This is a genomic window from Microbacterium azadirachtae (genome assembly GCF_000956505.1).
Lineage (GTDB): Bacteria > Actinomycetota > Actinomycetes > Actinomycetales > Microbacteriaceae > Microbacterium > Microbacterium azadirachtae_A.
The window spans coordinates 30,593-53,022 of the sequence record NZ_JYIX01000033.1; the positions used below are offsets into that span (position 1 = coordinate 30,593).

Sequence of the window (22,430 nt, forward strand, 5' to 3'; positions counted from 1 at the left end):
GTCCCAGGCGCGAGGATGGGAGCGTGGAGACGCAGGCGGAGTATCGACGCTCGAGCAGGGCGATCGGCTGGCAGGTCGCGGCGGTGTGCGCCGCGCTGGTGCTGCTGGGTGCAGGCCTCGCCCTCGCGTACATGTTCTGGCAGACCCGTCCGGCCGAGGTGAACGGCCCGCCGGAGCCGGGTTCCGTGCGCGTGTTCCTGGATCCGGCGGATCTGGTGCTCGGCGGGGTCGTGGTCGGACTCGGGGCGATCGTGTGCGCCGGCGCCGCCGCGTGGCTCATCGCCCGGCGGGCGGTGCGTCCCCTCGAAGAGGCCGCACGGATCCAGCAGCGCTTCGTCGCCGATGCGAGTCACGAGCTGCGCACGCCCCTCGCTGTGCTCAACGCGCGCCTGCAGCAGCTCGCGCTGCTCACTCCCGCGGACGACCCGCGGCGCGAGGTCGTCGGCGCGCTGCGCGAGGACGCCGGGATCATGTCCGGGATCGTCGACGACATGCTCGCCGCGGCGACCGGCGCGGCGCCGCAGCGCGGACGGTGCGCGCTCGCCGAGGTCATGACCGCGGCGGCCGCGGACATGACGTTGCTCGCGGAGGGCCGCGGGGTGCGGATCGCCACGTCGCCTGTGCCTCGGGAGGTCGCGCTCCCCGCCGCCGACCTGCGACGCTGCCTGGTCGCGCTGATCGACAACGCCATCGACCATGCGCCGGCCGGAAGCACCGTGTCCGTCACGGCCGTCGCCGAGCGCGCCGTCGCCCGCATCGCCGTCGCCGACAGCGGATCCGGGATCACCGGGATCGATCCGGCCAGGGTGTTCGACCGCTTCGCGCACGGAGTGCCCGCAGGAGGCATCCCTGGAGCGGGCGGATCCCGCACCCGGTTCGGCATCGGCCTCGCCCTCGTCGCCGAGCTCACCGAGCGCCACGGCGGCGCGGTGCGCGTGGCGCGGACCGGCCCCGCGGGCACGGTGTTCGAGCTCGTGATCCCGTTCGCCGATGAGGGAGCGGATCGATGAGCGGCCGGCTGCTGATCGTCGAGGACGACCCCCGCCTTGGCCCGATCATGCGCGACGTGCTGTCGACCGGATGGTCGGTGCGGCTGTGCGAGTCGGCGGAGCAGGGTCTGGAGGCCGTGCTGGCGCACGGCTTCGACGCGATCGTCGTGGACCGGCGGCTGCCCGGCATGAGCGGCGAGGAGCTGGTGCGCGAGCTGCGCCGGCGCCGGGTGGGCACTCCGATCCTCATGCTCACGGCGCTCGGCGAACTGCGCGACCGGGTCGAGGGGCTCGACGCCGGCGCCAACGACTATCTGGTGAAGCCGTTCGAGTTCGAAGAGCTGAGCGCCCGCCTGCGCGCCCTCACGCGCGACTACGCGGTGCCCGTCGCGGGCATCGTGATCGGCAGCTGGACGTTCCACCCCGACGACCACAGCATCGATTCGCCGTACGCCGGCCGGATCCTGCTCACCGAGGCCGAATCGGCGTTCCTGGCCGTGCTCGCCGCCGAGCCGGAGCGCACCTTCTCCCGCGAGTACCTGCTCGAGGCGGTGTTCGCGCGCGGGGAGAGCCCGATCACGGTCGAGACCTACGTGCACTACCTCCGCCGCAAGACGGATCGGGACCTCATCCAGACGGTCCGCGGATCCGGCTATCGGCTGGGCACTCCGGCCTGATCCGGATCCGCCGCCGTCTGCGCGCGGTCCGGATCCGACGCGAGCGCCGCGTCCTCGCGCTGACGGCGGGCGCGGATCATTCCGCGCACCCCGCCGATCGCTACGGGGGCCACGGAGACGACGATGATCGCGATCATGAGCAGGTCGATGTTGTCGACGATGCCGGGGATCCCGCCGAGCAGCAGTCCGATCGCCGTCATCCCGCACACCCACGCCACCGCGCCGATCGCGTTCCAGGGCAGGAACCGGCGATACGGCAGGCGCGCGGTTCCGGCGACGAGCGGCACGTAGGTCCGCACGATCGGGACGAACCGGCCGAGCACGAGGGACAGCGTGCCGTAGCGCTCGAAGAAGCGCTCGGTCTCCACCAGACGGGAAGTGCGCAGCACGCGGGCGTCGTCGCGGAACAGCCGTCGGCCGTAGCGTTTGCCGAGGACGTACCCGACCTGGTCGCCGAGCACGGCCGCCGGGACGCCGACCAGGATCACCTGCCACGGCTGGATTCCGAGGGGGCCCGCCAGGATCGCCGCCGTGACGAGCAGGGAGTCGCCGGGGAGGAACGGGAACAGCACCCCGGATTCGATGAAGATCAGCAGCGCGACCCCCGCGAGGACCCACGGGCCGAAGGCGTGCAGCATCGAGGAGGCATCGGGGAGGAGGTCTGCCGGGGCCAGGACGGAGGCGAGAAGGTGCACGGTGTCGTCCTCCGGCTCAGGCGCCGAGATCCTTCAGCAGCACGGCGAGCTCGGTCTCCTGGGCGGCGGGGGCGGCCGCCTTCACACCGGGGTGGTCGATCGCATACGCCTGCAGCACGGCATCCATCTCGTGGTCGAGGAAGGTCCACGCCGTGGAATCGGCGGCCTGCAGCGTGCTCTGGTCGGCGTCCCAGGCGTCGCGCATCTTCTGCACGGTCGCGTGGGATCCGGTCGTGTCGCCGCTCTTGTCCTGCTGCACGGCGGTCTGCGCGAGGGTGACGTACTTCGCGACGGCGTCCTTCGGCAGGTGCGCGGTGACCTGCTGCGGGGTGAGCTGCGCGACCGGTCCGTTGGACGCGCCGTCGTCCTGTGCGGCCGCGGTCTGGTGCGGCAGGAGGGCGGCGACGGTCAGGATCGTCGCCGTCACGACGCCGAGGACGATGAACCCGATGAGACCTGCCCGCTCGCGGCCGGGGCTCGTGATGACCCTGGACGCATGCGTGGCGTCGTAGGTCTCCACGACGTCGCGGCGGCTGATGGCGAGATAGATCACCGTGGCCAGGATCAGGCCGAGGAAGATCATGCTGGTCGCGAAGGTGCCGAGACCCAGGCCGGCGGGGTCGCCCGGATTCGCGGGCTGTGCCGGGGATCCGAGGAAGTCGCCGATGTTGGCGCCGAGCGGCCGGGTGAGGATGTAGGCCAGCCAGAACGAGAGCACCGGATTCGCACCGCCGCGCCACAGGGCGGTGATCGCGAGGATCAGTCCGAGCGGCAGCAGCACGGCGACGCCGGGGCTCCAGCCGGTCAGCTCCAGCGTCAAGTCCCCGGTCGCGGTGCCGAGGGCGAACGTGACGAGCACGGTGAGCCAGTAGAAGCCCTCGCGCGGGCGGCTGTCGATCGCGTGGATCGACAGCGTACGCTCGCGCGCCCACCAGATCCAGAACACCACCGCGAGCAGCCCGGCGAACACCGCCGACGAGATCCACAGCGGCACATTGAGCTGGTCGGTGAGGATGTCCGTGTAGAGCGTGCCGGTGATCGACACGACCACGACGGTCAGCCAGTACGGGAACGGCGAGTAGCGCCGGAGGCTCACCTGCACGGCCAGCACGACGGCGAGCACCCCGGTGAAGATCCAGGCCGTGTTCGTGAGCCCGACGCCGAGCGTGAGGTTGATCCAGTCCGCGAAGCTCTCGCCGACCGTGGTGCAGAGGATCTTGATGATCCAGAACCAGATCGTGACCTCGGGGACCTTGTTCAGCAGCCGGCCCGCGGTCGCCGCGCGGGCCGCGGTCGCCGTACTCGTCGTCGTCATGCTTCGACGCTAGGTACGCGTCACCAAGGACCCGCCAAGTATCCCGGTGAAACGGGACGGACGAGTGGGTTCAGCCCTTCTCGGGCGGGCCGGCGGGGCGCTGCACCCGGCGGCCGGGCTGGGCGTTCGCGTCGCCGTAGAGCGGGCGGCCGGCGCGCTGCTGACCGGGCACGGGGCGGGAGCGGCGTCCGTAGATGAGCTCGGAGGAGTCGAGCAGCCACGGCACGAGCGTGATCGTGACGCCGTGCACCATCATCAGCTGGTTGGCCACGCGGCGCGCGCGGCGGTTGTGCAGGATCGATTCCCACCAGTGCCCGACGATGTACTGCGGCAGGTACACGGTGACCACCGCGGGGCCGTGCTTCTGCCGGTACTTGCTGATGTAGGCCTCGACCGGCGCCGCGTAGTGGCGGAAGGGCGACTCCACGATCACGAGGGGGATCGGGATCCGGTGCTGCTGCCAGTCCTTCTGCAGCTGCACGCCGTCCTCCGGGTTGGCGGCGACGTGCAGGGCGATCGTCTTCTGGTGCTTGGCGGCGATCGCGTAGTCGATCGCCTTGATCACCGGCTTCTGCAGCCTGTTGACGAGGATGATCGCGACGTCGCCCTCGGATCCGAAGTGGGTCGTGTCGTCGATCGAGATCTCGTGCTCGACATCGCGGTAGTAGCGCTTCACGCCCATCATGAGCAGCGCGAGGATGGGGATCGCGATGAAGACCATCCATGCGCCGTGCGTGAACTTGGTGACCGTGACGATCACGAGCACCGCGATCGTCATGGATGCGCCGAGGGAGTTGATCGCCAGGCCCGTGTAGGCCGTGCGGCGCACGGGTTGCGCCTCCTTCACGCTCAGGGCCTTGGTCCCGGCCAGCAGGCGCCGCCAATGCCGCACCATGCCGACCTGGCCGAGCGAGAACGACACGAAGACGCCGATGATGTAGAGCTGGATCAGGTTCGTGAGGTTCGCCTGGAACAGCACCAGCACGCCGATCGCGGCGATGCCGAGCAGGATCATGCCGTTCGAGAACACGAGGCGGTCGCCGCGGGTGTTCAGCGCCTTGGGCGCGTAGCCGTCGCGCGCGAGCACGGCGCCGAGCAGCGGGAAGCCGTTGAAGGCGGTGTTGGCGGCGAGGAGCAGCACGCAGGCGGTCGCGGCCTGGATGATGAAGAACGGCAGGGATCCGCCGCCGAACACCGCGGAGGCGATCTGCGCCATGAGCGACTGCTGGGGGAGCGCGCAGTTGAAGCCGACCAGGTCGCGGCACGGGTTCTCCGCGTAGTGCACCTGGGTGATCAGCCCGAGCGCGGTGAGGCCGGTGAACAGCAGGATCGCGATCCCGCCCATCATCGCGAGCGTCGCCTGCGCGTTGCGGATCTTCGGGATCCGGAACGCCTGCACGCCGTTCGAGACGGCCTCGACGCCGGTCAGGGCGGAACAGCCGCTGGAGAACGCGCGCAGCACGAGCAGGATGACCGCCGCGTTCGCGAGCTGGTCGCCGTGCATCGTGTACTGCGCGCTCTCGGCGATCGGGGCGTCGCCGAGGAAGGTGCGCACCAGGCCCGTGACGATCATGACCGCGACGGATCCGACGAAGACGTACGTCGGGATCGCGAAGAAGGTGGACGCCTCGCGCACGCCGCGCAGGTTCACGACCACGATGAGGATCACGAAGCCGACCGCGAGCTCGACACGCCAGGGGTCGAGCTGCGGGACCGCGGAGATGATGTTGTCCACGCCGGAGGCGATCGACACGGACACCGTGAGGATGTAGTCGACGAGGAGGGCAGCAGCCACGACGACGCCGGGGATCTCGCCGAGGTTCTTCGAGGCGACCTCGTAATCGCCGCCGCCCGAGGGGTACGCCTGGATGAGCTTGCGGTAGCTCAGCACGATCACGATCAGCAGCAGGACGACGGCCGCGGCGACCCATGGCGCGAAGGCGAGGAACGCCAGACCGCCGAGCCCGAGGGTCATCAGCATCTCCTGCGGGCCGTAGGCCACGGAGGAAAGTGCGTCGGATGCGAAGATCGGCAGCGCCATCCGTTTCGGGAGGAGCTGTTCGTTCGCCTTCTCTGTGCTGAGCGGCTCCCCGAGCAGGATGCGTTTGGCTACCTGCGGGGCGTCGGCGCTCTCACGGCTGTCATTGGCCACGAGCGGCTAAATTACGCCTGGAACGGGGCGGATGCAATTTCGCGCGCGGGTTGTTGCATCACTGTTCCATCACTCTTTGCCGTCGGCGGGCCCCGGGTGTGTCCGGAGCGGGTACATGCGAGGGGTCGGAGAGCGCTCTCTCGGCGACTCGTTGGTCCGCTCAGAACGAACACACAGGAGATCCGAACTCCTTTTGCGTAGCGTCGCAGACATGAGCATGGCCCCCCTGGACGACGATGCGCTGAACCAGACCCTGTCCGAGGCGCGCGAGCTGCGCGACGAGTTCCAGCGGTTCCTGCACGAGTACGAGTTCGGGATGCGCGAGATCGAGACGAAGATCTCGATCCTGCGCGACGAGTTCACGCACCACCACTCCTACAACCCGATCGAGCACGTGAAGAGCCGGGTCAAGACGCCCGACAGCATCGTGGAGAAGGTGGCCCGCCGGGGGATCGAGCCCGACTTCGACACGATCCGCGCGAACATCACCGACATCGCCGGCGTGCGCGTGACGTGCAGCTTCGTCGCCGACGTGTACCGGCTGTTCGATCTGCTCGCCGCACAGGACGACATCACCGTGCGCATCGTGAAGGACTACATCGCGACGCCGAAGGCCAACGGCTACCGCAGCCTGCACGCGATCCTCGAGGTGCCGGTGTTCCTCTCCTCGGGTCCGATCATGGTTCCCGTCGAGGTGCAGTTCCGCACGATCGCGATGGACTTCTGGGCGAGCCTCGAGCACAAGATCCACTACAAGTTCCAGGGCCAGGTGCCCGCGCACCTCGTGGACGACCTCACCGCCGCGGCCGACGCCGCGAGCGAGCTCGACGAGCGCATGGAGCGCCTGCACCACGAGGCGCACGCTCCGCTCGCCGCACTGCCGCCCGTGCGCGTCGACGTCTGAGCGCGGATTGAGCTGGAGGAAGTGTCTATGACGCCAACTCCGAGGCTGGATCGGGAAGTTCACGGATGCGATCGATGGTGCGCCGAAGACTGTTGCTGAGATCCGACGCCACAATAGGTCGCCAGGTGGAGGAAGCGAATTCGTTGATCCGAGCCACGTATAGCGGACCGGTTGCGTTGCCGGGCGCGGTCATGTCTCGTTGGACAGCTCGCGATCGCGACCGAACGCACAAATCGAGCACAGTGCGCTTTGCGTGCAGCAAGGATTCGGGGTCCGAGGGGATGCGGTTCTGCGGCACGCTGAAGAACTCAGAGAACGCTGCGGGATCCGCGAGCAACCATGCCTCCGACATGGAATGAGCGATGCGCAGGCTGAAGTTCGGGTGCCATTTCGTGATGCCTGCTGTCAGCGAGGCTCGAAGACTCACTGGGCACTGCGCATCCGAATCACGGAAGACGACCCAGGGTTGCTGGGTCGCCGCCCGGTTGTAGTTCGGGATTCGCGGGTCGAGTCTGGTTTTGCCGCCAGCGACCACGATCTTGTTGACGACGTGCCCAGCCGCCCGTACGACGGCCTTTGCGACTTCTCGATCCGACTCCCCTTCGACAGCGATGTTGATCACCGACGTCTTCTCCCCTGGCTGGCCGCGATGAGGCCTCCCAAATCCCCTGGTGCGATGAGTCCATCGACGATGTCGGACAACGGGAGTTCGGCTTCGAGCTCTCCGCGTACCTCGTCGATATCAGAGAGCACTTGCGCAACGGTGCCGTCACCAGTTACCCGAAGGACGAGCACCTCTGCCGCCCTGACGCCTTCATCGTCGAGGATCTCGGGCGCGTGGGTGGAGAGGAGTACCTGCATTGCGCGATCTCGCTGTGCGGCGGCGAGAACCGTGGGCAGGGTGCGAACTATCGCAGAGTTGAGCGAGAGTTCTGGCTCTTCAAGAAGGAGGACACCGCCGTTTGCAGGCGCACTAATGAGAGTCCACAGCAGGCCAATCAGCCTCAGCGTTCCGTCGGAGAAGTCGGCCTCGCTCTGTCGTGCAGGCTTTTCTCTCCAGTTCTGGTAGCCCGCGATGAGGTGCGGTCTTCCCGCAGGGTCCACCTCAAGCCTGAGGGACTGGAACTCCGGAACCGCGGCCTGCAATGCTGTTTCCATCCGTCGCAACCATGCATTGCGCGTGCCGCCTGAGACCGCGTTCATCTGCGCGATGAAGTCGGATCCGTAAGGGTCTCCCGACGAGAGGTTGACGCGGGCCGGGTCGCGAATGATCTGGGGGACCAGATGGAAGTACTGCACCTTAGCGAAGTAGTCGGCCAGCGGGCGGAACTTTTGATTTGCCGCGATCTGCTCGAGGTGAGTCTGCGTGAGCAAAGCTGCGTCAACTTTGTCCTGCTGGTTTGGACGCTCCAGCAACACCGTGCCGTTGAGTTCGACCCGCTCCTCGTCAACGATCGGACGGTTACGACCGCCCTTTTCCCCGCGGATCGCGAGTCGGTAGCGCCACTGAGCGTCTCCGTCAGTCAAGGCGAGATCGAGAATGAGTCGACCGCCTTGATGGTTCCGCGCAAAGAGGCTGCGCGCCTTGCTTAGTCCTCCGCGTCGCTCGATAGCAGAGGCAAGGCCTCCGCCCGACGCGGCTATGTCGCCAAGGAAGCGGAACAGATCGAGCAGGTTCGATTTGCCCGACGCGTTTGGCCCCACGATGAAGAGTCTGTTCTGGATCTCGAAGTCGAGCGACTTGAAATTTCGCCAGTTGCTGGCCGTCACATGTGTGATTCGCATCGCAGCTCCGTCCTCGAGGGTCCTTCACAGCGTATGCCTTGTGAGCACGGACGTTGTAAGTAGCGGGTGCGCACGAGAACGGTGGGAAGACACATGCGCTCCGCGGACAGACAAGCTTTTGACTTGCCTTCACATGCACGAATGTCGGCGGATCTCGAATAGCCCGGACGCTCTCGATGGTGAGTCGTCTCTCCGGATCCGGGGTCGCCGTCAGTCCAGGAACTCGCGGGCGGCGACCGTCAGGGCCTGCACGCCGACCTCGATCGTCGGGTGGATCTCGACGGCGAAGAACGGCGAGTGGTTCGTGGCGATCTCGCTGTCGACCGTGTCGTTCGCCACGGCTGTCGCGTAGCGGACCGGGTCGACGCCGCCCCAGAACCAGAACACGAGCGGGACGCCGGCGTCGCGCGCGAACCAGGACACGTCCTCGCTGCCGGTGAACAGGCCCGGGTCGATCACGTTCGCGTCGCCGAACGCGGCCCGGAAGGCTGCCGTCGCGCGCTCTGTCGCGGCGGCGTCGTTGATGGTCGCGGGCAGCGTGTGCAGCGTCTCGATCGTCGGATCCTCGAGGGCGCCGGATGCCATCGCCTCGGCCTTGATGACGCGCTCGACCTTCTCCAGCACCTTCTCGCGCAGAGCCTCGTCGGGGTAGCGCAGGCTGAGATCGAGCGTGGCCTCGGCCGGGATGATGTTGTTCTTGGTGCCGGCGTGGATCGCGCCGACGGTGACGACGGCGAGGTCGTGCGGATCCACCTCGCGCGAGACCACGGTCTGCAGGCGCATCACGGTCGCGGCGGCCATGACCACGGGGTCGATCGTGGAGTGCGGGCGCGAGCCGTGCCCGCCGCGGCCGTGCAGCACGACGTGCAGGCCGTCGGATGCCGACATCTGCGGGCCGGGACGGACGCCGATCATGCCGGCCGGGAAGGGGGTGACGTGCTGTCCGATGACGACATCGGGGCGGGGGAAGCGGTCGAGGGCGCCGTCGTCGAGCATCGCGCGGGCGCCGGCGCCGTACTCCTCGGCGGGCTGGATGACGACGACGAGCGTGCCGGACCACTCGTTCCTGGTGCGGACGAGCTCCTCGACGGCGCCGATCATCGCGGTCACGTGCATGTCGTGGCCGCAGGCGTGCATGATGCCGACCTCGTGGCCCTCGGGATCGATGCCGGTCGCGGTGCTCGCGTAGGCGAGGCCCGTCTGCTCGGTCACGGGCAGCGCGTCCATGTCGGCGCGCGCCCACACGACGGGGCCCTCGCCGTTCGCGAGCACCCCGATCACGCCGGTGCGCCCGACGGCCTCGGTGACCTCCAGCCCGAGGTCGCGCAGGTGCCCGGCGGCGATCGCGGCGGTGCGCGTCTCCTGGAACGAGAGCTCGGGGTTGCGGTGGAGGTCGATGAAGAGTGCCTCGAGGTCGATCGTCATAGCGCCGAGCCTACGGGAGCGGGCGAGAGCGCGGATCCGCCGCCCGGACGGATCCTCGGAGGTCGCCGAGTCGGTCAGCGATCGGACGCGTCGGGCACGTAGGTCTCGAGCGGGGGACCGGGGCGGAGCACGCCGTTCACGATCGCCTCGATCGCGAACGAGCTGGCCCCGGCGAGGTCGACGGCCGACGGGTCCAGCAGCCACTGCAGCTGCAGGCCGTCCATGACCGCGAGGATCGATGCGGAGGCCGTGGCGATGCGCGCGGTGTCGGTCACGCCCTGCTGGGCGCACAACTCGTCGAATGCGGCGGACAGCTCCTCCCTGAGTTTCGCGTACCGGTGCTCGAAGAACCCGCGCGCGGGGTGGTCATCGGTCACGGACTCGCTGGAGAGCACGGTGTAGACCTGCACGATGCCCGGCCGCAGCTCGTTCACGAGCGCCGTCTTGACCAGATGCAGGAAGAGGGCCGGGCCGTCGGGGATGTGCTTCTCGGCGAGTCCGGCGACGTCGCTCTCGTCGCGGTAGGCGAGCACCTCGAGCAGCAGCTTCTGCTTGGAGCCGAAGTGGTGAAGCACGCCGGCGTGCGTCATGCCGACCTGCTCCGCGATGTCGGCGAGGGTGCCGTTCGTGGATCCCTTGGCGCCGAAGATCTCCATGGCGGCCTTCAGGATCTCGGTCCGCTTGCGCTCGGTCTCGGGGCGCGACTTCACGCGGCTCGATGTGGTCGTGACCATTTCGTTTCCCCTCCCCTGCTTGTCATCCAGCTTACTGATCGGTAACCTCACCTTTACTTACTTTCCCGCTAGTAAGTAAATTCCCTCAGGGAAGCGGGACCCCGCACCAGATGGCGCACGACGGCCGTGCCCCACCAGAAGGAGAAGCAATGACGCTCAGGAAGACCTTGATCGCGGTGACGGCGTTCGCGGCGATCGGCGCGGTGGCGCTGACCGGCTGTTCGTCGGGTGGCGGCAGCACGTCCGGCTCGGCCGGCGGTTCGCTCACGATCGCGAAGCCCGATGGGGCCGCCGTGCTGGCCACCCAGATCAACAACCCGTTCATCAGCACCGGATCCGGCATGTCGCTCGGCTACGACCGCATGATCTACGAACCGCTCGCGATGGTGAACCCGGTCGGCAAGAACGAGACCACGCCCTGGCTGGCCTCGAAGGTCGAGTGGAACGCCGACTACACGCAGTTGACCGTCACGCCGCGCACCGGCGTGAAGTGGAGCGACGGCACGCCGTTCACCGCAGACGACATCGTCTTCACCTACACGCTGATCAAGAACACCCCGGCGCTCGACCTCGGCGGGCTCAAGCTGGCCGACATCAAGAAGGACGGCGACAACGTCGTCCTGAGCTTCAGCGAGTCGAAGTTCGTCAAGCAGGGCGACGTGCTGCAGGTCGGCATCGTGCCGGAGCACCAGTGGAAGGCCATCGCCGACCCGACCAAGGATCCGGTCAAGGAGGCCGTCGGCACCGGGCCGTACACGATCAAGAGCTTCTCCTCGCAGGGCGTCGTGCTCTCCTCGCGCAAGGACTACTGGGGCGGCGACGTGCCCGTCCCGCAGCTCAAGTACCTCGAGTACAACGACAACACCGGTCTGCTCCGCGGCCTGCAGAACGGCGAGACGGACTGGGCGCAGATCTTCATCACCGACTTCCAGAAGAACTACGTCGACAAGGACGCGAAGCACAACGTGTTCTGGGCCGCCAACGTGCTGAGCCCCGACATGATCGTGGTGAACACGACGAAGGCGCCGTTCAACGACCCCGCGTTCCGCAAGGCCGTGAACATGGTGATCGATCGCAAGGCGCACGCCGAGAAGGCGCGTAGCAACGCCGGTCCGGAGCTGACGAGCGTGACCGGCATCCCGCAGCCGACGGGCGACCAGTACATCGCCCCCGAGTACAAGGACAAGACGTTCTCGATCGACGTGGACGGCGCCAAGAAGGTGCTCACCGATGCGGGATACACCTGGAACAAGGACGCGCTGATCGATCCGGCCGGCGCTCCGGTGTCGTTCACGCTGCAGGATCCGCAGGGCTGGAACGACTACGTCACCGGGATCCAGCTCGTCGCCACCCAGGTCAAGAGCACGTTGGGCGCCGACGCCAAGGTCGCCACCCCCGACGCGGACACCTGGACCAGCAACGTCGCGACCGGCAACTTCGACGCCGCGCTGCACTGGACGGGATCGGGTACGAACCCCTGGCACATCTACGACGACGTGATGAACGGCGCCTACCTGGAGCAGGCAGCCGGCGGCAAGGTCTCCGACAACTTCGGCCGCTACAACAACCCCGAGGCGACCGCGCTGCTGGCGCAGTACGCGCAGGCCTCGGACGACGCCACCCGCACGGATGCGCTGAACAAGCTGCAGAAGATCTTCGTGGAGGACGTGCCGGCGATCCCGATCGGCACCCACCCGCAGCTGGGCGAGTACAACACCCGGAAGTACACCGGGTGGCCGAGCGAGGACGACCAGTACGCGACAGCCGACCCGACGCAGCCCTCCGCCGTCCAGGTCGTGCTGAAGCTGAAGCCGGCCGGTAAGTAGCAGTCCGATCCCTCTCGGTCGTCGAGCGGGCGCAGCGCGACGCGCGGCCTCGCTCGACGACCGCTACAGGAGCATGCCCTCATGACAGACCCCCTTCTCTCCGTGCGCGACTTCTCAGTCGTGTACGACGTGGATCCGCCCGTCGCGGCGGTCAAGAACGTCACCCTCGAGATCGGCCGCGGCGAGATCGTCGGCCTGGCCGGCGAGAGCGGCTGCGGCAAGACGACCCTCGCGTACGGCGTGCAGCGGCTGCTCAAGCCGCCGGCCGTGATCACCAGCGGCAGCGTCACGTTCCACGACGCGTCCGGTGAGGACGTCGACGTGAACGCGCTCGACGTCGAGCAGATGCGCCGCTTCCGCTGGGATCGGATTTCGATGGTGTTCCAGGGCGCGATGAACGCGCTCAACCCTGTGGCCACGATCGGCGCCCAGCTGGACGACGTGTTCCGGGTGCACCGCCCGGGGATGACCCGCACCGAACGCCGGGACGCGGTCGTCGAACTCCTGGAGATCGTGAAGGTGGGCGGGCAGCGGCGACGCTCCTACCCGCACGAGCTCTCCGGCGGGATGCGGCAGCGCGTGATGATCGCGATGGCCCTCGCGCTGCGGCCGCAGCTCATGGTCATGGATGAGCCGACCACGGCGCTGGACGTGCTGGTGCAGCGCGAGATCCTCAGCCAGATCTCACAGCTGCGCCGCGAGTTCGGCTTCTCCGTCGTCTTCATCACGCACGACCTGCCGCTGCTGCTGGAGATCAGCGACCGCATCGCGATCATGCGTGCCGGGGAGATCGTGGAGCTGGCCACCGCCGAGCAGATCTGGACCGACCCGCAGCACGAGTACACCCGGACGCTGCTGAGCTCGTTCCCGCGGCTCACGGGCGAGAGAGGGATGGTGCGGCGATGACGACGCTCGAGATCAAGAACGTCACGAAGGTCTACAACGTCCGCGGAGCCGGCCGGATCAAGGCGCTCGACGACGTGAGCTTCACGCTGGGAGCACGCCAGACGATCGGCCTGGTCGGGCAGTCGGGCAGCGGCAAGTCCACGATCGCGAAGATCCTCACCCAGCTGGAATCGCCGACGCACGGCGAGGTGCTGCTGGACGGCGAGGCGATCCCGCGCAGGGGCGCTGGTCTGCGCCGCTACCGGCAGCGCCTGCGGATGGTGTTCCAGGATCCGTTCGCGTCGCTGAATCCGTCCCACTCGATCCGGCACCACATCGAGCGTCCGCTGCAGCTGGACAGGGTCGTCCCGCGGAAGGACGTCGACGCCGAGGTGCGGCGCCTCCTCGACCGCGTCCGGCTGGAACCCGGCGCTGTGATCGACCGTCGTCCGCACGAGCTCTCCGGCGGACAGCGCCAGCGCGTCGCGATCGCCCGGGCTCTGGCTTCCCGTCCCGACCTGCTGATCGCCGACGAGCCGGTCTCGATGCTCGACGTCTCGATCCGGCTCGGTGTGCTGAACCTGCTCGCCGAGCTGCAGCGGGAGGAGGGGCTCGGCGTGCTGTACATCACCCACGACCTCGCGACCGCCCGACACTTCAGCGACGAGATCATGGTGCTCAACCAGGGCCGGGTCGTCGAACGCGGCCCCGCCGACGACGTGATCCTGAACCCGCAGGATCCGTACACCCGCGAGCTGCGCGCCGCGTCGCCCGATCCCGAGAAGCACTTCGGCAGGCCCGCGGTGCCCGTGGCAGGAGGTGCGCTGTGAGCGCCGAACCGACGACCGCCCCCACCGTCGACCCGACGCTCGTGGGCACCACCGCGACTCGCGCCGAGCGGGGAGGGATCCGCGTGCCGTGGCGCTTCATCCTGAACCGCGCCGCGTTCTACCTGTTCACCGCTTGGGCGGCCATCACGATCAACTTCTTCATCCCGCGGATGATGAAGGGCGACGCGGTCGACTCGTTCATGGCCCGCAGCCAGGGGCAGCTCACGCCCGCCGCGGAGAAGGCGCTGCGCCTGATGTTCGGCCTCGACTCCTCGGTGCCGCTCTGGCAGCAGTATTTCGACTACTGGGGCATGCTGCTGCGCGGCGACCTCGGCGTCTCGATCTCGACCGGCATGGCGCCGGTGGGCGAGGCGATCGCCTCCGCCCTGCCGTGGACCCTCGGGCTGGTCGGCGTCGCCACCGTGATCTCCTTCGCGATCGGCACGAGCGTCGGCGCCGTGATCGGCTGGCGGCGCGGCAGCGCGCTGGACGTCTTCGTGCCGGTGACGACCTTCCTCGGCACGGTGCCCTACTTCTGGTTCGGCCTCATCTTCATCGCGTTCTTCTCCTCGACGCTGGGCTGGTTCCCGGCGGGGCACGCCTACGAGGTCGGCGTCGAACCGGGGTGGAACTCCGAGTTCATCGGCCAGGTGCTCTCGCACGCTGCCCTGCCCGTGCTGACGATCGTGATCGCGTCGCTCGGCGGCTGGGTGCTCGGCATGCGCAACATGATGCTCACGGTGCTCGACGAGGACTACATCACTGTCGCCCAGGCGAAGGGCCTGCCGAACCGGCGGGTGCTCTGGAAGTACGCCGCGCGCAACGCGGTGCTGCCGCAGATCCAGAGCTTCGCGCTCTCGCTCGGCTTCATCGTCGGCGGCACGATCGTGATGGAGATGGTCTTCTCCTACCCCGGGATCGGCCTGCTCCTGCTGAATGCGACCAATGCCAAGGACTACGCGCTGATGCAGGGAATCTTCCTGGTCCTGGTGATGGCGGTGCTCGTGGCGAACATCATCGCCGACATCGTCTACGCCGTCCTCGATCCGCGCACCCGTCAGACGGAGGGCTGAGCATGAACGTTCCCACCACGAAGCAGGAGCTCCTGGCGCCGGCCCCCGGCGCGGGCGCACCCGAGACCGTCGCGGTGCTGACCGAGGACCGCGGCCGCGGATCCCGGCGCACGTTCTGGTCGCAGCTGCTCGCCTCGCTCGCCATGTTCGGCAACCCGAAGTCGGCGACCGGGCTGATCATCCTGGGCGCTTTCGTGCTCGTCGCGGTCTTCGCCCCGTGGATCGCGCCGTATCCGCCGACCGCGCAGCACCTGGATCAGACGCTGGAGGCGCCGTCGCTCCAGCACCTCCTTGGCACGACGCACATCGGCGAGGACGTGTTCAGTCAGCTCGTCTACGGCACCCGCGGCGTGCTGCTCGTCGGCTTCCTCGCGACGATCATGGCGACCGTCGTCGCCATCGTCGTCGGGGTGACGGCCGGTTATCTGCGCGGCTGGAAGAGCGAGGCCCTCTCGGCCCTCGCGAACGTCTTCCTCGTGCTCCCGGCCCTGCCGCTCATCATCATCGTCGCCTCGCAGTTCCAGGATCCGCCGCTGTGGATCATCGCCGCAGTGCTGGGGCTGACCGGCTGGGCGTGGGGTGCGAGGGTGCTGCGGGCGCAGACCATGTCGCTGCGCAATCGCGACTTCATCCAGGCTGCGCGCGCCAACGGCGAACCGCTGCACCGGATCATCCTGGTCGAGATGCTCCCGAACCTGATGGCGATCATCGCGTCGAGCTTCGTGGGCACCATGACCGCCGCCGTGCTGGGGCTCACGACGCTCGCGTTCATCGGGGTCATCCCCGTGTCGAACCTGAACTGGGGCACGATCCTGTTCTGGGCGCAGCAGAACAACGCCTTCCCGGATTACTGGTGGTGGTACGTGCCGGCCGGGCTCTGCATCGCCCTGCTCGGCGTCGCGCTGTCGCTGATCAACTTCGGGATCGACGAGTACGTCAACCCCCGCCTGCGCTCCGCCGGAGAGCGTGCCCGCGCGCTCAAGAAGCGCGGCATCGACCAGAACGCCGCCGTGACCGCGGTGCGTCCCGCCGCGCTGCCGGTGTCGTCCCCCGCGGCCGGAGCGGCCGCCGAACCAGAGAGCACCACCACCGCATGAGCGACGTCCTGCCCTTCCGCGATCCGAGCCTCGGCACGGCCGAACGCGTCGCCGACCTCCTCGGTCGCATGACGGTCGAGGAGAAGGTCGGTCAGATGCTGCAGCTCGACGCGCGCGACGACCTGCGCGACCACGTGCTGCGGCGTCACGTCGGCTCGATCCTGCACACCTCGCCGGAGCGCATCCTCGAGGCCAACCGGCTCACCGCCGAGACGCGTCTGCGCATTCCGCTGCTGGTGGGCGAGGACTGCATCCACGGGCACTCGTTCTGGCCGGGCGCGACGATCTACCCGACGCAGCTCGGCATGGCCGCGACCTGGGATCCGGCCCTCATCGAGCAGGTCGCCCGCGCCACGGCTGAGGAGGTCGCGGCGACCGGGATCCACTGGACGTTCTCGCCGGTGCTGTGCATCGCGCGCGATCTGCGCTGGGGGAGGATCAGCGAGACGTTCGGTGAGGATCCGTTCCTCATCGGCGAGCTCGCGAGCGCGATGGTGCGCGGCTATCAGGGGGAGGGGCTCGAGGATCCGACCGCGATCCTCGCCACGGCGAAGCACTTCGCCGGATACTCCGAGACCCAGGGCGGCCGCGATGCGAGCGAGGCAGACATCTCCCGGCGGAAGCTCCGCAGCTGGTTCCTGCCGCCGTTCGAGCGGGTCGCACGCGAGGGGTGCCGGACGTTCATGCTCGGCTATCAGACCACGGACGGAGTGCCGATCACGGTCAACGACTGGCTGCTCAGCGACGTGCTGCGCGGCGAGTGGGGATACACCGGCACGCTCATCACGGACTGGGACAACGTCGGCAGGATGGTCTGGGAGCAGCGCGTGCAGCCCGACTACGCGCACGCCGCCGCCGCCGCGGTGATCGCCGGCAACGACATGGTGATGACCACCCCGCACTTCTACGAGGGCGCGCTCGAGGCCGTGCAGCAGGGCCTGCTCGGGCCGGAGGTGTTCGATGCCGCGGTGGCCCGCATCCTCACGCTGAAGTTCGACCTCGGGCTCTTCGAGGATCCGCGCCTGCCCTCGTCCGATCTGGACGCCGTGGTGGGCAGCGCGGCGCACTCCGACGTCAACCTCGAAGTGGCGCGGCGGTCGATCGTGCTGCTGGAGAACGACGGGGTGCTGCCGCTCGGGGCGACGGCTCCGCTCACGGCCGCGGATCCGATCCGCGTCGCCGTGGTTGGCCCTCTCGCCGACGACGCGCAGACCCAGCTCGGCGACTGGGCCGGAGGATCCGGCCAGGCGGGCTGGCTCGACGGCCAGCCCCGCGAGATGATCACGACGGTGCTCGACGGCCTGCGCGCGGTCGAGGGCCTCGCCGTGCGGCATGCGCAGGGCGCGGACATCCTCACCCTCGAGGACGACCCGCTCGGCGCAACCTTCCCGGACGGGCAGCCCAGGCCGCCGGTCGTGGTGCCCGCCGCGTCCGATCCGCTCCTGCTCGCGGAGGCGGTCCGCGCCGCCGAGGCCGCGGACGTCGTCGTCGCCGTGGTCGGAGACAGGATCGAGCTCGTCGGCGAGGGCCGCTCCACCGCGACCCTCGAGCTCATCGGCGGCCAGAACGCGCTGCTCGATGCGATGATCGCGTCCGGCACGCCCGTGATCGTGGTGCTCCTGGCCTCCAAGCCGCTCGTGCTCCCGGCTTCGGCGGCGGGGGCGGCCGCCGTGATCTGGGCCGCCAACCCCGGCATGCAGGGAGGGCGCGCGATCGCCGAGCTCATCACCGGTGCGATCGAACCCTCTGGGCGGCTGCCGATCTCGTTCGCGCGGCACGTCGGCCAGCAGCCCACGTACTACAACCAGATCCGCGGGCAGCACGGCACCCGCTACGCCGACCTCACCCAGGCGCCGGCCTGGGCGTTCGGCGAGGGGCTGTCGTTCACGACCGTGGAGTACTCCGCGCTGGGGATCGTGTCGGCGACTCTCGCCGCGGGCGACACGATCGTCGCCGAGGTGACGGTGACCAACACCGGATCCCGTCCCGTGCGCGAAACGGTGCAGGTGTACGTGCGCGACGTCGTCACGAGCGCGAGCTGGACCGACAAGGAGCTCAAGGCCTACCGCCAGGTCGACCTCGCTCCGGGGGAGTCCGCCCTGGTGCGGCTGGAGCTGCCGGTGGCCGACTGCACGATCGTGGACGCCGAGGGGATCCGCCGCGTCGAGCCCGGCGCGTTCGAGCTTCTGGTCGGGCCGTCGTCACGGGACGAGACCCTGCTGTCCGCCGCGTTCGAGGTGTTCGGCTGAGGCGGTGAGGTCGTCCAGCCGACCGGGCATCTCAAGAGGAACCTGAACCCGATCATCCGCGACTCGAGCACGCTCGAGCTCGCGTGGTGGGGTTACCTCGTCGACGGGCGCCCGAGCAAGTTGCCGTCGATCAACTCCAGGTCTGAGACGCTGGAGACGCGGTTCAAGGCGCGCCCGTTGCCGGCGAGGGCGATCGTGCCCGCGTCGTACTGGCGTGAGATGCAGAAGCCGTCGAAGCGGTGGGTCCACCTGGCGTTGCCGGGGGAGGAGCTGATCGGCATGGCGGCGGTCCTGCAGCGTGGACGGGCTGAGGACGGTACGGAGTACACGTGCTACTCGCTCGTGATGCAGGAGGCCGCGGCGCACATCGCGGATGTGCACGACAGGATGCCCGTGCTGGTCCCGCAGGATTTCGCGGGGGAGTGGCTGACGAGTGAGGCGCCGGCCGTCGAGTTGATCGACGCCGCGCGCGCGGCCGCGTTCCCGCTTGCGGAGCGGGTGATCGCGCGCCCACAGGGGTCGCATCGACCTCTGCGCCGTCGCTCTTCCAAACGGCGCCACCGGGTGGCAGAGAGACTGGCTCCCAGGATGAACCAGGAGGTTCAGGGCCCGGGAGCCAGCCAAGGGTTTAGCTGGGCAGCGACTCGATGATGAGCTTCACTGCGGCGTAGGCCACGAGCTTCAACACCCACCAATACGACTGCTGCTGGGGCTTCTCAAGATCCTTGTTCGGACGCATGATCTGCTCCTCTCTCAGCTTCGGCGTGGCCGATACGAGAGTGACAGCTGGCTACGCGTTGTCTTCGCCGGCAGCGGGTATCCAGAGCGATGGCGGCCAACGCCGTGGGGCGCTGGTGACGAAACCGTGCATGCGGTGGTCGCGCTGGCAGAGGCGCTAGAGTCCGACGATGGGTCTGGATCAGCGGGCGGCGGCCGAGAGGATCCGGTATCAGTTGCGTCTGATTGAGTCGATCGCGCAGCAGGCTGAAAGCGGGCATTTTGATCTGGCTGCTCCCGGGTCTGAGCTCGCCACCGATGACGCTCTGCTTGGCGGCCACCAGACTAGCCATCTGGTCGGCCACTGCTTGTCCGTCTCGCAGGATGCACTTTCGACGGCGAAACTCATCCTTCTCGACCCAATTACCGACGGGCTCCGCATCCCAGTGGTTGGTCAGTTCCCGGTCTTGCGCACATCTATCGAGTCCGCGTCGCTGGCGATCTGGCTCCTCGCGCCCGACGAGCAGAGGGAGCGCCTCTGCCGATCGTTACGCGCTCGCATGGACGAGATCCACCATGAGGACCATCTCGTGACCGTCCTGACTGAGGCAGAAGAGGGCGATACGAAAGCGAAGACCGCCGAAAAGCAGAAGCATCGGCGAGAGAACACCAAACGGTCGCGCGCACAGAAGAAGCGACTACGGGATCATGCGACCGACTCTGGGATCGGACTCGAGGACATCAACCGAGGCCTTCCGGGATTCGGGCCAATCGTTCGTGCTTCCAGCGAGCTCGTCGGCATCAGCGGGAATCACACACAAGGAATGTGGGCCTTCATCAGTGGGCTCACGCACCCGTCGGTGAAACGAAGTATCGCCGCGTCAGACATCGAACGTCTCGCCGACGGCGAAGTGTTCGCAGCCAAGTTCACGGCGAACCTCGCATCCGTCGTCATGGCGCTTGACGCCGCTATCGCAGCGCACCTCACTGCCTTACGCCTCCTTGCGCGGCGGGGAGGGCGGCCAGAGCTGGCGTGGTCTCCGGGCGCGGAGTTTCCGCTCCCTCCAGGAGTTGCACTCTCGCCGCACAAGGGCGGAACACTCTCAGACTGACATAATCGTCATTATCGGCGATACTCACACCTGCTTAAACAAAGCATAGTCTCGTCTGTATCTTCTAATCAAGATCCAAGTATGGTGGCTCTCGATAAGCACGATGAGCGCACCAAGCCCCCGGAAAGGCTACGCCGCATGCGCAAGCATTCGGTCACCCGCGCGTGCCGCCATTCCGTTGCCGCGTCAGCAGACGAGGTTGTGCGTGTAGGTCGCGGTCAGGTTGCTGCAGCCGCCCACGGAGTAGGAGCCGTTGATGAACTTCAAGGTCGGAGAGCCCACCGATGCTGCTGCGCCGCTCGCCAAGCCCACAAAACAAAAAGCTTGCGCGCGCTAGCAAACACGGTTACAGTTGGCGGGCATAGCGCGCGCTAGTGGATCGCGAATCACGACGCCCTTGGGATGCCCCTGGATTCGACGACCACTGCCACGAACCTCGCCTTGACCGGCCAGGACGTGAGGAGCTTCACGAGAGTCTCTGAGCGCGACGTTCACCCGAGCTGTACCTCGACAACGGAGTCACCATGACCAACCCGCCCCCATCGGACTCGAACGCTGACCTGGCAGCCTCCGAGTTGGCACCACTTCCCTCTACGCTCCCCGTGACACCGGTCGCGGTTGAGGAGGGCATACGAACGGTGACCGGGCTCATTCGCCCAGCTCGCGCGTCCAGCTCTTACATCTGGCTGCTGATACTTGCTCAGTTTGGTATCTTCGTCGCGTTCATCACGCCGCTAGCGATCTCTCTCGCAGTCCGGCTGGCGGTTCTTGCGCCGGCGAACGAGGAGTATCTGGGCTACATAACCGGATCGGGTTCCGTTGTGGTGATGATCATCACGCCAATCATCGGTATCCTGAGCGATCGAACCCGCTCCCGCTTTGGACGCCGGCGGCCGTGGGTTCTCGGAGGCATGCTGGTAGGAGTCGTTTCCCTGTTCGTGATGGGGGCTGCGCCGAGCGTGTTCCTGCTCGGCGCGGGCTGGGTGCTCGCACAGATCGGCTGGGGCACGTCGCTGGCCCAGGTCACCACGTCGATGGCGGACACCCTGCCGGAGCACCAGCGCGGGAAGGTCGCCGGTTTCGTTGGGTTCGCCACGCAGGTCGCTCCGGTCGCCGGCGTGATCATCGCGGGATATCTCGTCGGAGACGCGCTACTGATGTTCCTCATCCCGGGCGTGGTGGGCGTGGTCTTCGTGCTGCTGTTCGTCCTGTTCTCCCGCGAGCAGGACAGCCGCATGATGACCTTCGCCGAGAAGCTCACCTTCGGCAGCGCTCTGGGGAAGTACATCTTCAACCCGGCGAAGTACCCGGACTACTCCCTGGTGTGGGTGGGACGGTTCCTGTTCTACTTCGGCCTCACCCTGAACACAACGTTCACCGCGTTCTTCTTCGCCAGCCGCCTGGACGTCGGCGTCGACAAGGTCGCAGGCGTGCTGGCGACGCTGAGCTTCGTGGGTATCGCCGCCACCACGATCGGCGCGCTCGGAGGCGGGTGGCTGTCCGACAAGCTCCGCCGTCGACGCCTGTTTGTGCTCGTGGCGTCCTTGATCTTCGCGGCGGGTGTGATCATGGAGGCCGTCGCCACCGACGTTCCGATGCTCTTCGCGGGGTCGCTGGTGGCCTCGGTCGGAATCGGCGCGTTCTCAGCCGTCGACCAGGCGCTTCTACTGGACGTGCTCCCCGAGCGCGACACTGACGCCGGCCGGTTCATGGGAATCGCCGGGTTCGCGACAGCCATCCCGCAAGCTGTGGCACCGTTCCTGGCGCCTCTCATCCTCGTCATCGGCGCCACGGCCGCGGGAGAGAAGAACTACACCCTGCTCTACTGGGTGGCCGGGGCCATCACCGTCATCGGCGGCTTCGTGGTGATGCGCATCCGATCGGTTCGCTGACAAGTGAGAGAGGCGCTCCGGGAGACCATCCCGGAGCGCCTCGTCCTGGCCGGCGCACGTTGACGCTGCTCTG

The 22,430-nt window shown here is 67.8% G+C and carries 19 protein-coding genes; 12 read left to right on the forward strand and 7 right to left on the reverse strand.

Features of this window, described 5'->3' with window-relative positions; genetic code table 11:
• The first annotated feature begins 23 nt into the window (after positions 1-23).
• Together RS86_RS08150 and RS86_RS08155 are read left to right on the forward strand one after the other, a co-directional pair.
• On the forward strand, positions 24-1,010 hold the full coding sequence (locus RS86_RS08150) for a sensor histidine kinase (RefSeq protein ID WP_045271746.1): 987 nt from the start codon (positions 24-26) through the stop codon (positions 1,008-1,010).
• Complete coding sequence (locus tag RS86_RS08155) at positions 1,007-1,666, forward strand: response regulator transcription factor (protein ID WP_045271747.1); 660 nt, start codon at positions 1,007-1,009, stop codon at positions 1,664-1,666. Before RS86_RS08150 ends, RS86_RS08155 begins: the two co-directional genes overlap by 4 nt.
• Here RS86_RS08155 and RS86_RS08160 read toward each other — a convergent pair.
• The 3 genes from RS86_RS08160 to RS86_RS08170 form a co-directional block, all read right to left on the reverse strand.
• The gene (locus tag RS86_RS08160) at positions 1,642-2,304 is read right to left on the reverse strand and encodes a DedA family protein (RefSeq protein WP_045271867.1); all 663 of its coding nucleotides are present in this window, start codon (positions 2,302-2,304) and stop codon (positions 1,642-1,644) included. The genes RS86_RS08155 and RS86_RS08160 overlap by 25 nt on opposite strands.
• Before the next feature lie 73 nt (positions 2,305-2,377).
• A complete protein-coding gene (locus RS86_RS08165; protein ID WP_045271748.1) occupies positions 2,378-3,676 on the reverse strand; it encodes a hypothetical protein in 1,299 nt (432 codons plus the stop codon).
• A 70-nt stretch (positions 3,677-3,746) separates the two neighbouring features.
• A complete protein-coding gene (locus tag RS86_RS08170; protein WP_052680157.1) occupies positions 3,747-5,828 on the reverse strand; it encodes an APC family permease in 2,082 nt (693 codons plus the stop codon).
• Between the two features lie 211 nt (positions 5,829-6,039).
• Here RS86_RS08170 and RS86_RS08175 point away from each other — a divergent pair, with 211 nt between their 5' ends.
• Positions 6,040-6,732: a GTP pyrophosphokinase gene (locus RS86_RS08175; RefSeq protein WP_045271749.1), complete on the forward strand. Its 693-nt coding sequence runs from the start codon at positions 6,040-6,042 to the stop codon at positions 6,730-6,732.
• A 25-nt stretch (positions 6,733-6,757) separates the two neighbouring features.
• Here the strand turns inward: RS86_RS08175 and RS86_RS20375 are convergent, their stop codons facing one another.
• From RS86_RS20375 to RS86_RS08190, 4 genes are all read right to left on the reverse strand, one after another.
• Positions 6,758-7,354: a hypothetical protein gene (locus RS86_RS20375; RefSeq protein WP_152642120.1), complete on the reverse strand. Its 597-nt coding sequence runs from the start codon at positions 7,352-7,354 to the stop codon at positions 6,758-6,760.
• Positions 7,351-8,502 carry an AAA family ATPase gene (locus RS86_RS08180; protein WP_235281697.1) on the reverse strand — a complete coding sequence of 384 codons (1,152 nt, stop codon included), beginning with the start codon at positions 8,500-8,502 and terminating at the stop codon, positions 7,351-7,353. The genes RS86_RS20375 and RS86_RS08180 overlap by 4 nt, the downstream gene beginning before the upstream one ends.
• Before the next feature lie 225 nt (positions 8,503-8,727).
• The gene (locus RS86_RS08185) at positions 8,728-9,942 is read right to left on the reverse strand and encodes an amidohydrolase (RefSeq protein WP_045271751.1); all 1,215 of its coding nucleotides are present in this window, start codon (positions 9,940-9,942) and stop codon (positions 8,728-8,730) included.
• Between the two features lie 74 nt (positions 9,943-10,016).
• Positions 10,017-10,676, reverse strand: a complete 660-nt coding sequence (locus RS86_RS08190; protein WP_045271752.1) for a TetR/AcrR family transcriptional regulator — start codon at positions 10,674-10,676, stop codon at positions 10,017-10,019.
• Positions 10,677-10,825: 149 nt separating this feature from the next.
• Here RS86_RS08190 and RS86_RS08195 point away from each other — a divergent pair, with 149 nt between their 5' ends.
• The 9 genes from RS86_RS08195 (at position 10,826) to RS86_RS08235 (ending at position 22,357) form a co-directional block, all read left to right on the forward strand.
• On the forward strand, positions 10,826-12,502 hold the full coding sequence (locus RS86_RS08195) for an ABC transporter substrate-binding protein (RefSeq protein ID WP_045271753.1): 1,677 nt from the start codon (positions 10,826-10,828) through the stop codon (positions 12,500-12,502).
• A gap of 81 nt (positions 12,503-12,583) precedes the next feature.
• A complete protein-coding gene (locus RS86_RS08200) occupies positions 12,584-13,408 on the forward strand; it encodes an ABC transporter ATP-binding protein (protein ID WP_045271754.1) in 825 nt (274 codons plus the stop codon).
• Entirely contained in the window at positions 13,405-14,217 is an 813-nt protein-coding gene (locus RS86_RS08205) for an ABC transporter ATP-binding protein (RefSeq protein WP_045271755.1), read from the forward strand. The genes RS86_RS08200 and RS86_RS08205 overlap by 4 nt, the downstream gene beginning before the upstream one ends.
• Entirely contained in the window at positions 14,214-15,290 is a 1,077-nt protein-coding gene (locus tag RS86_RS08210) for an ABC transporter permease (protein ID WP_082076675.1), read from the forward strand. The genes RS86_RS08205 and RS86_RS08210 overlap by 4 nt, the downstream gene beginning before the upstream one ends.
• 2 nt (positions 15,291-15,292) lie before the next feature.
• On the forward strand, positions 15,293-16,387 hold the full coding sequence (locus RS86_RS08215) for an ABC transporter permease (RefSeq protein WP_082076676.1): 1,095 nt from the start codon (positions 15,293-15,295) through the stop codon (positions 16,385-16,387).
• The gene (locus RS86_RS08220; RefSeq protein ID WP_045271756.1) at positions 16,384-18,636 is read left to right on the forward strand and encodes a glycoside hydrolase family 3 N-terminal domain-containing protein; all 2,253 of its coding nucleotides are present in this window, start codon (positions 16,384-16,386) and stop codon (positions 18,634-18,636) included. The genes RS86_RS08215 and RS86_RS08220 overlap by 4 nt, the downstream gene beginning before the upstream one ends.
• Before the next feature lie 120 nt (positions 18,637-18,756).
• Positions 18,757-19,287: an SOS response-associated peptidase family protein gene (locus RS86_RS21170; RefSeq protein WP_160299682.1), complete on the forward strand. Its 531-nt coding sequence runs from the start codon at positions 18,757-18,759 to the stop codon at positions 19,285-19,287.
• Between the two features lie 257 nt (positions 19,288-19,544).
• On the forward strand, positions 19,545-20,465 hold the full coding sequence (locus RS86_RS08230; RefSeq protein WP_045271757.1) for a hypothetical protein: 921 nt from the start codon (positions 19,545-19,547) through the stop codon (positions 20,463-20,465).
• Between the two features lie 638 nt (positions 20,466-21,103).
• Positions 21,104-22,357, forward strand: coding sequence for an MFS transporter (locus RS86_RS08235; protein WP_235281698.1), 1,254 nt, complete (start codon positions 21,104-21,106; stop codon positions 22,355-22,357).
• Positions 22,358-22,430 lie beyond the last annotated feature (73 nt).

Bases quoted from the DNA above. Each gene is read 5' to 3' on its own strand.
- RS86_RS08155 (WP_045271747.1), top strand. From the start codon at position 1,007: ATGAGCGGCCGGCTGCTGATCGTCGAGGACGACCCCCGCCTTGGCCCG.
- RS86_RS08160 (WP_045271867.1), bottom strand. From the start codon at position 2,304: ATGCTGCACGCCTTCGGCCCGTGGGTCCTCGCGGGGGTCGCGCTGCTG.
- RS86_RS08165 (WP_045271748.1), bottom strand. From the start codon at position 3,676: ATGACGACGACGAGTACGGCGACCGCGGCCCGCGCGGCGACCGCGGGC.
- RS86_RS08175 (WP_045271749.1), top strand. From the start codon at position 6,040: ATGAGCATGGCCCCCCTGGACGACGATGCGCTGAACCAGACCCTGTCC.
- RS86_RS08185 (WP_045271751.1), bottom strand. From the start codon at position 9,942: ATGACGATCGACCTCGAGGCACTCTTCATCGACCTCCACCGCAACCCC.
- RS86_RS08190 (WP_045271752.1), bottom strand. From the start codon at position 10,676: ATGGTCACGACCACATCGAGCCGCGTGAAGTCGCGCCCCGAGACCGAG.
- RS86_RS08195 (WP_045271753.1), top strand. From the start codon at position 10,826: ATGACGCTCAGGAAGACCTTGATCGCGGTGACGGCGTTCGCGGCGATC.
- RS86_RS08200 (WP_045271754.1), top strand. From the start codon at position 12,584: ATGACAGACCCCCTTCTCTCCGTGCGCGACTTCTCAGTCGTGTACGAC.
- RS86_RS08205 (WP_045271755.1), top strand. From the start codon at position 13,405: ATGACGACGCTCGAGATCAAGAACGTCACGAAGGTCTACAACGTCCGC.
- RS86_RS08215 (WP_082076676.1), top strand. From the start codon at position 15,293: ATGAACGTTCCCACCACGAAGCAGGAGCTCCTGGCGCCGGCCCCCGGC.
- RS86_RS08220 (WP_045271756.1), top strand. From the start codon at position 16,384: ATGAGCGACGTCCTGCCCTTCCGCGATCCGAGCCTCGGCACGGCCGAA.
- RS86_RS08230 (WP_045271757.1), top strand. From the start codon at position 19,545: ATGGGTCTGGATCAGCGGGCGGCGGCCGAGAGGATCCGGTATCAGTTG.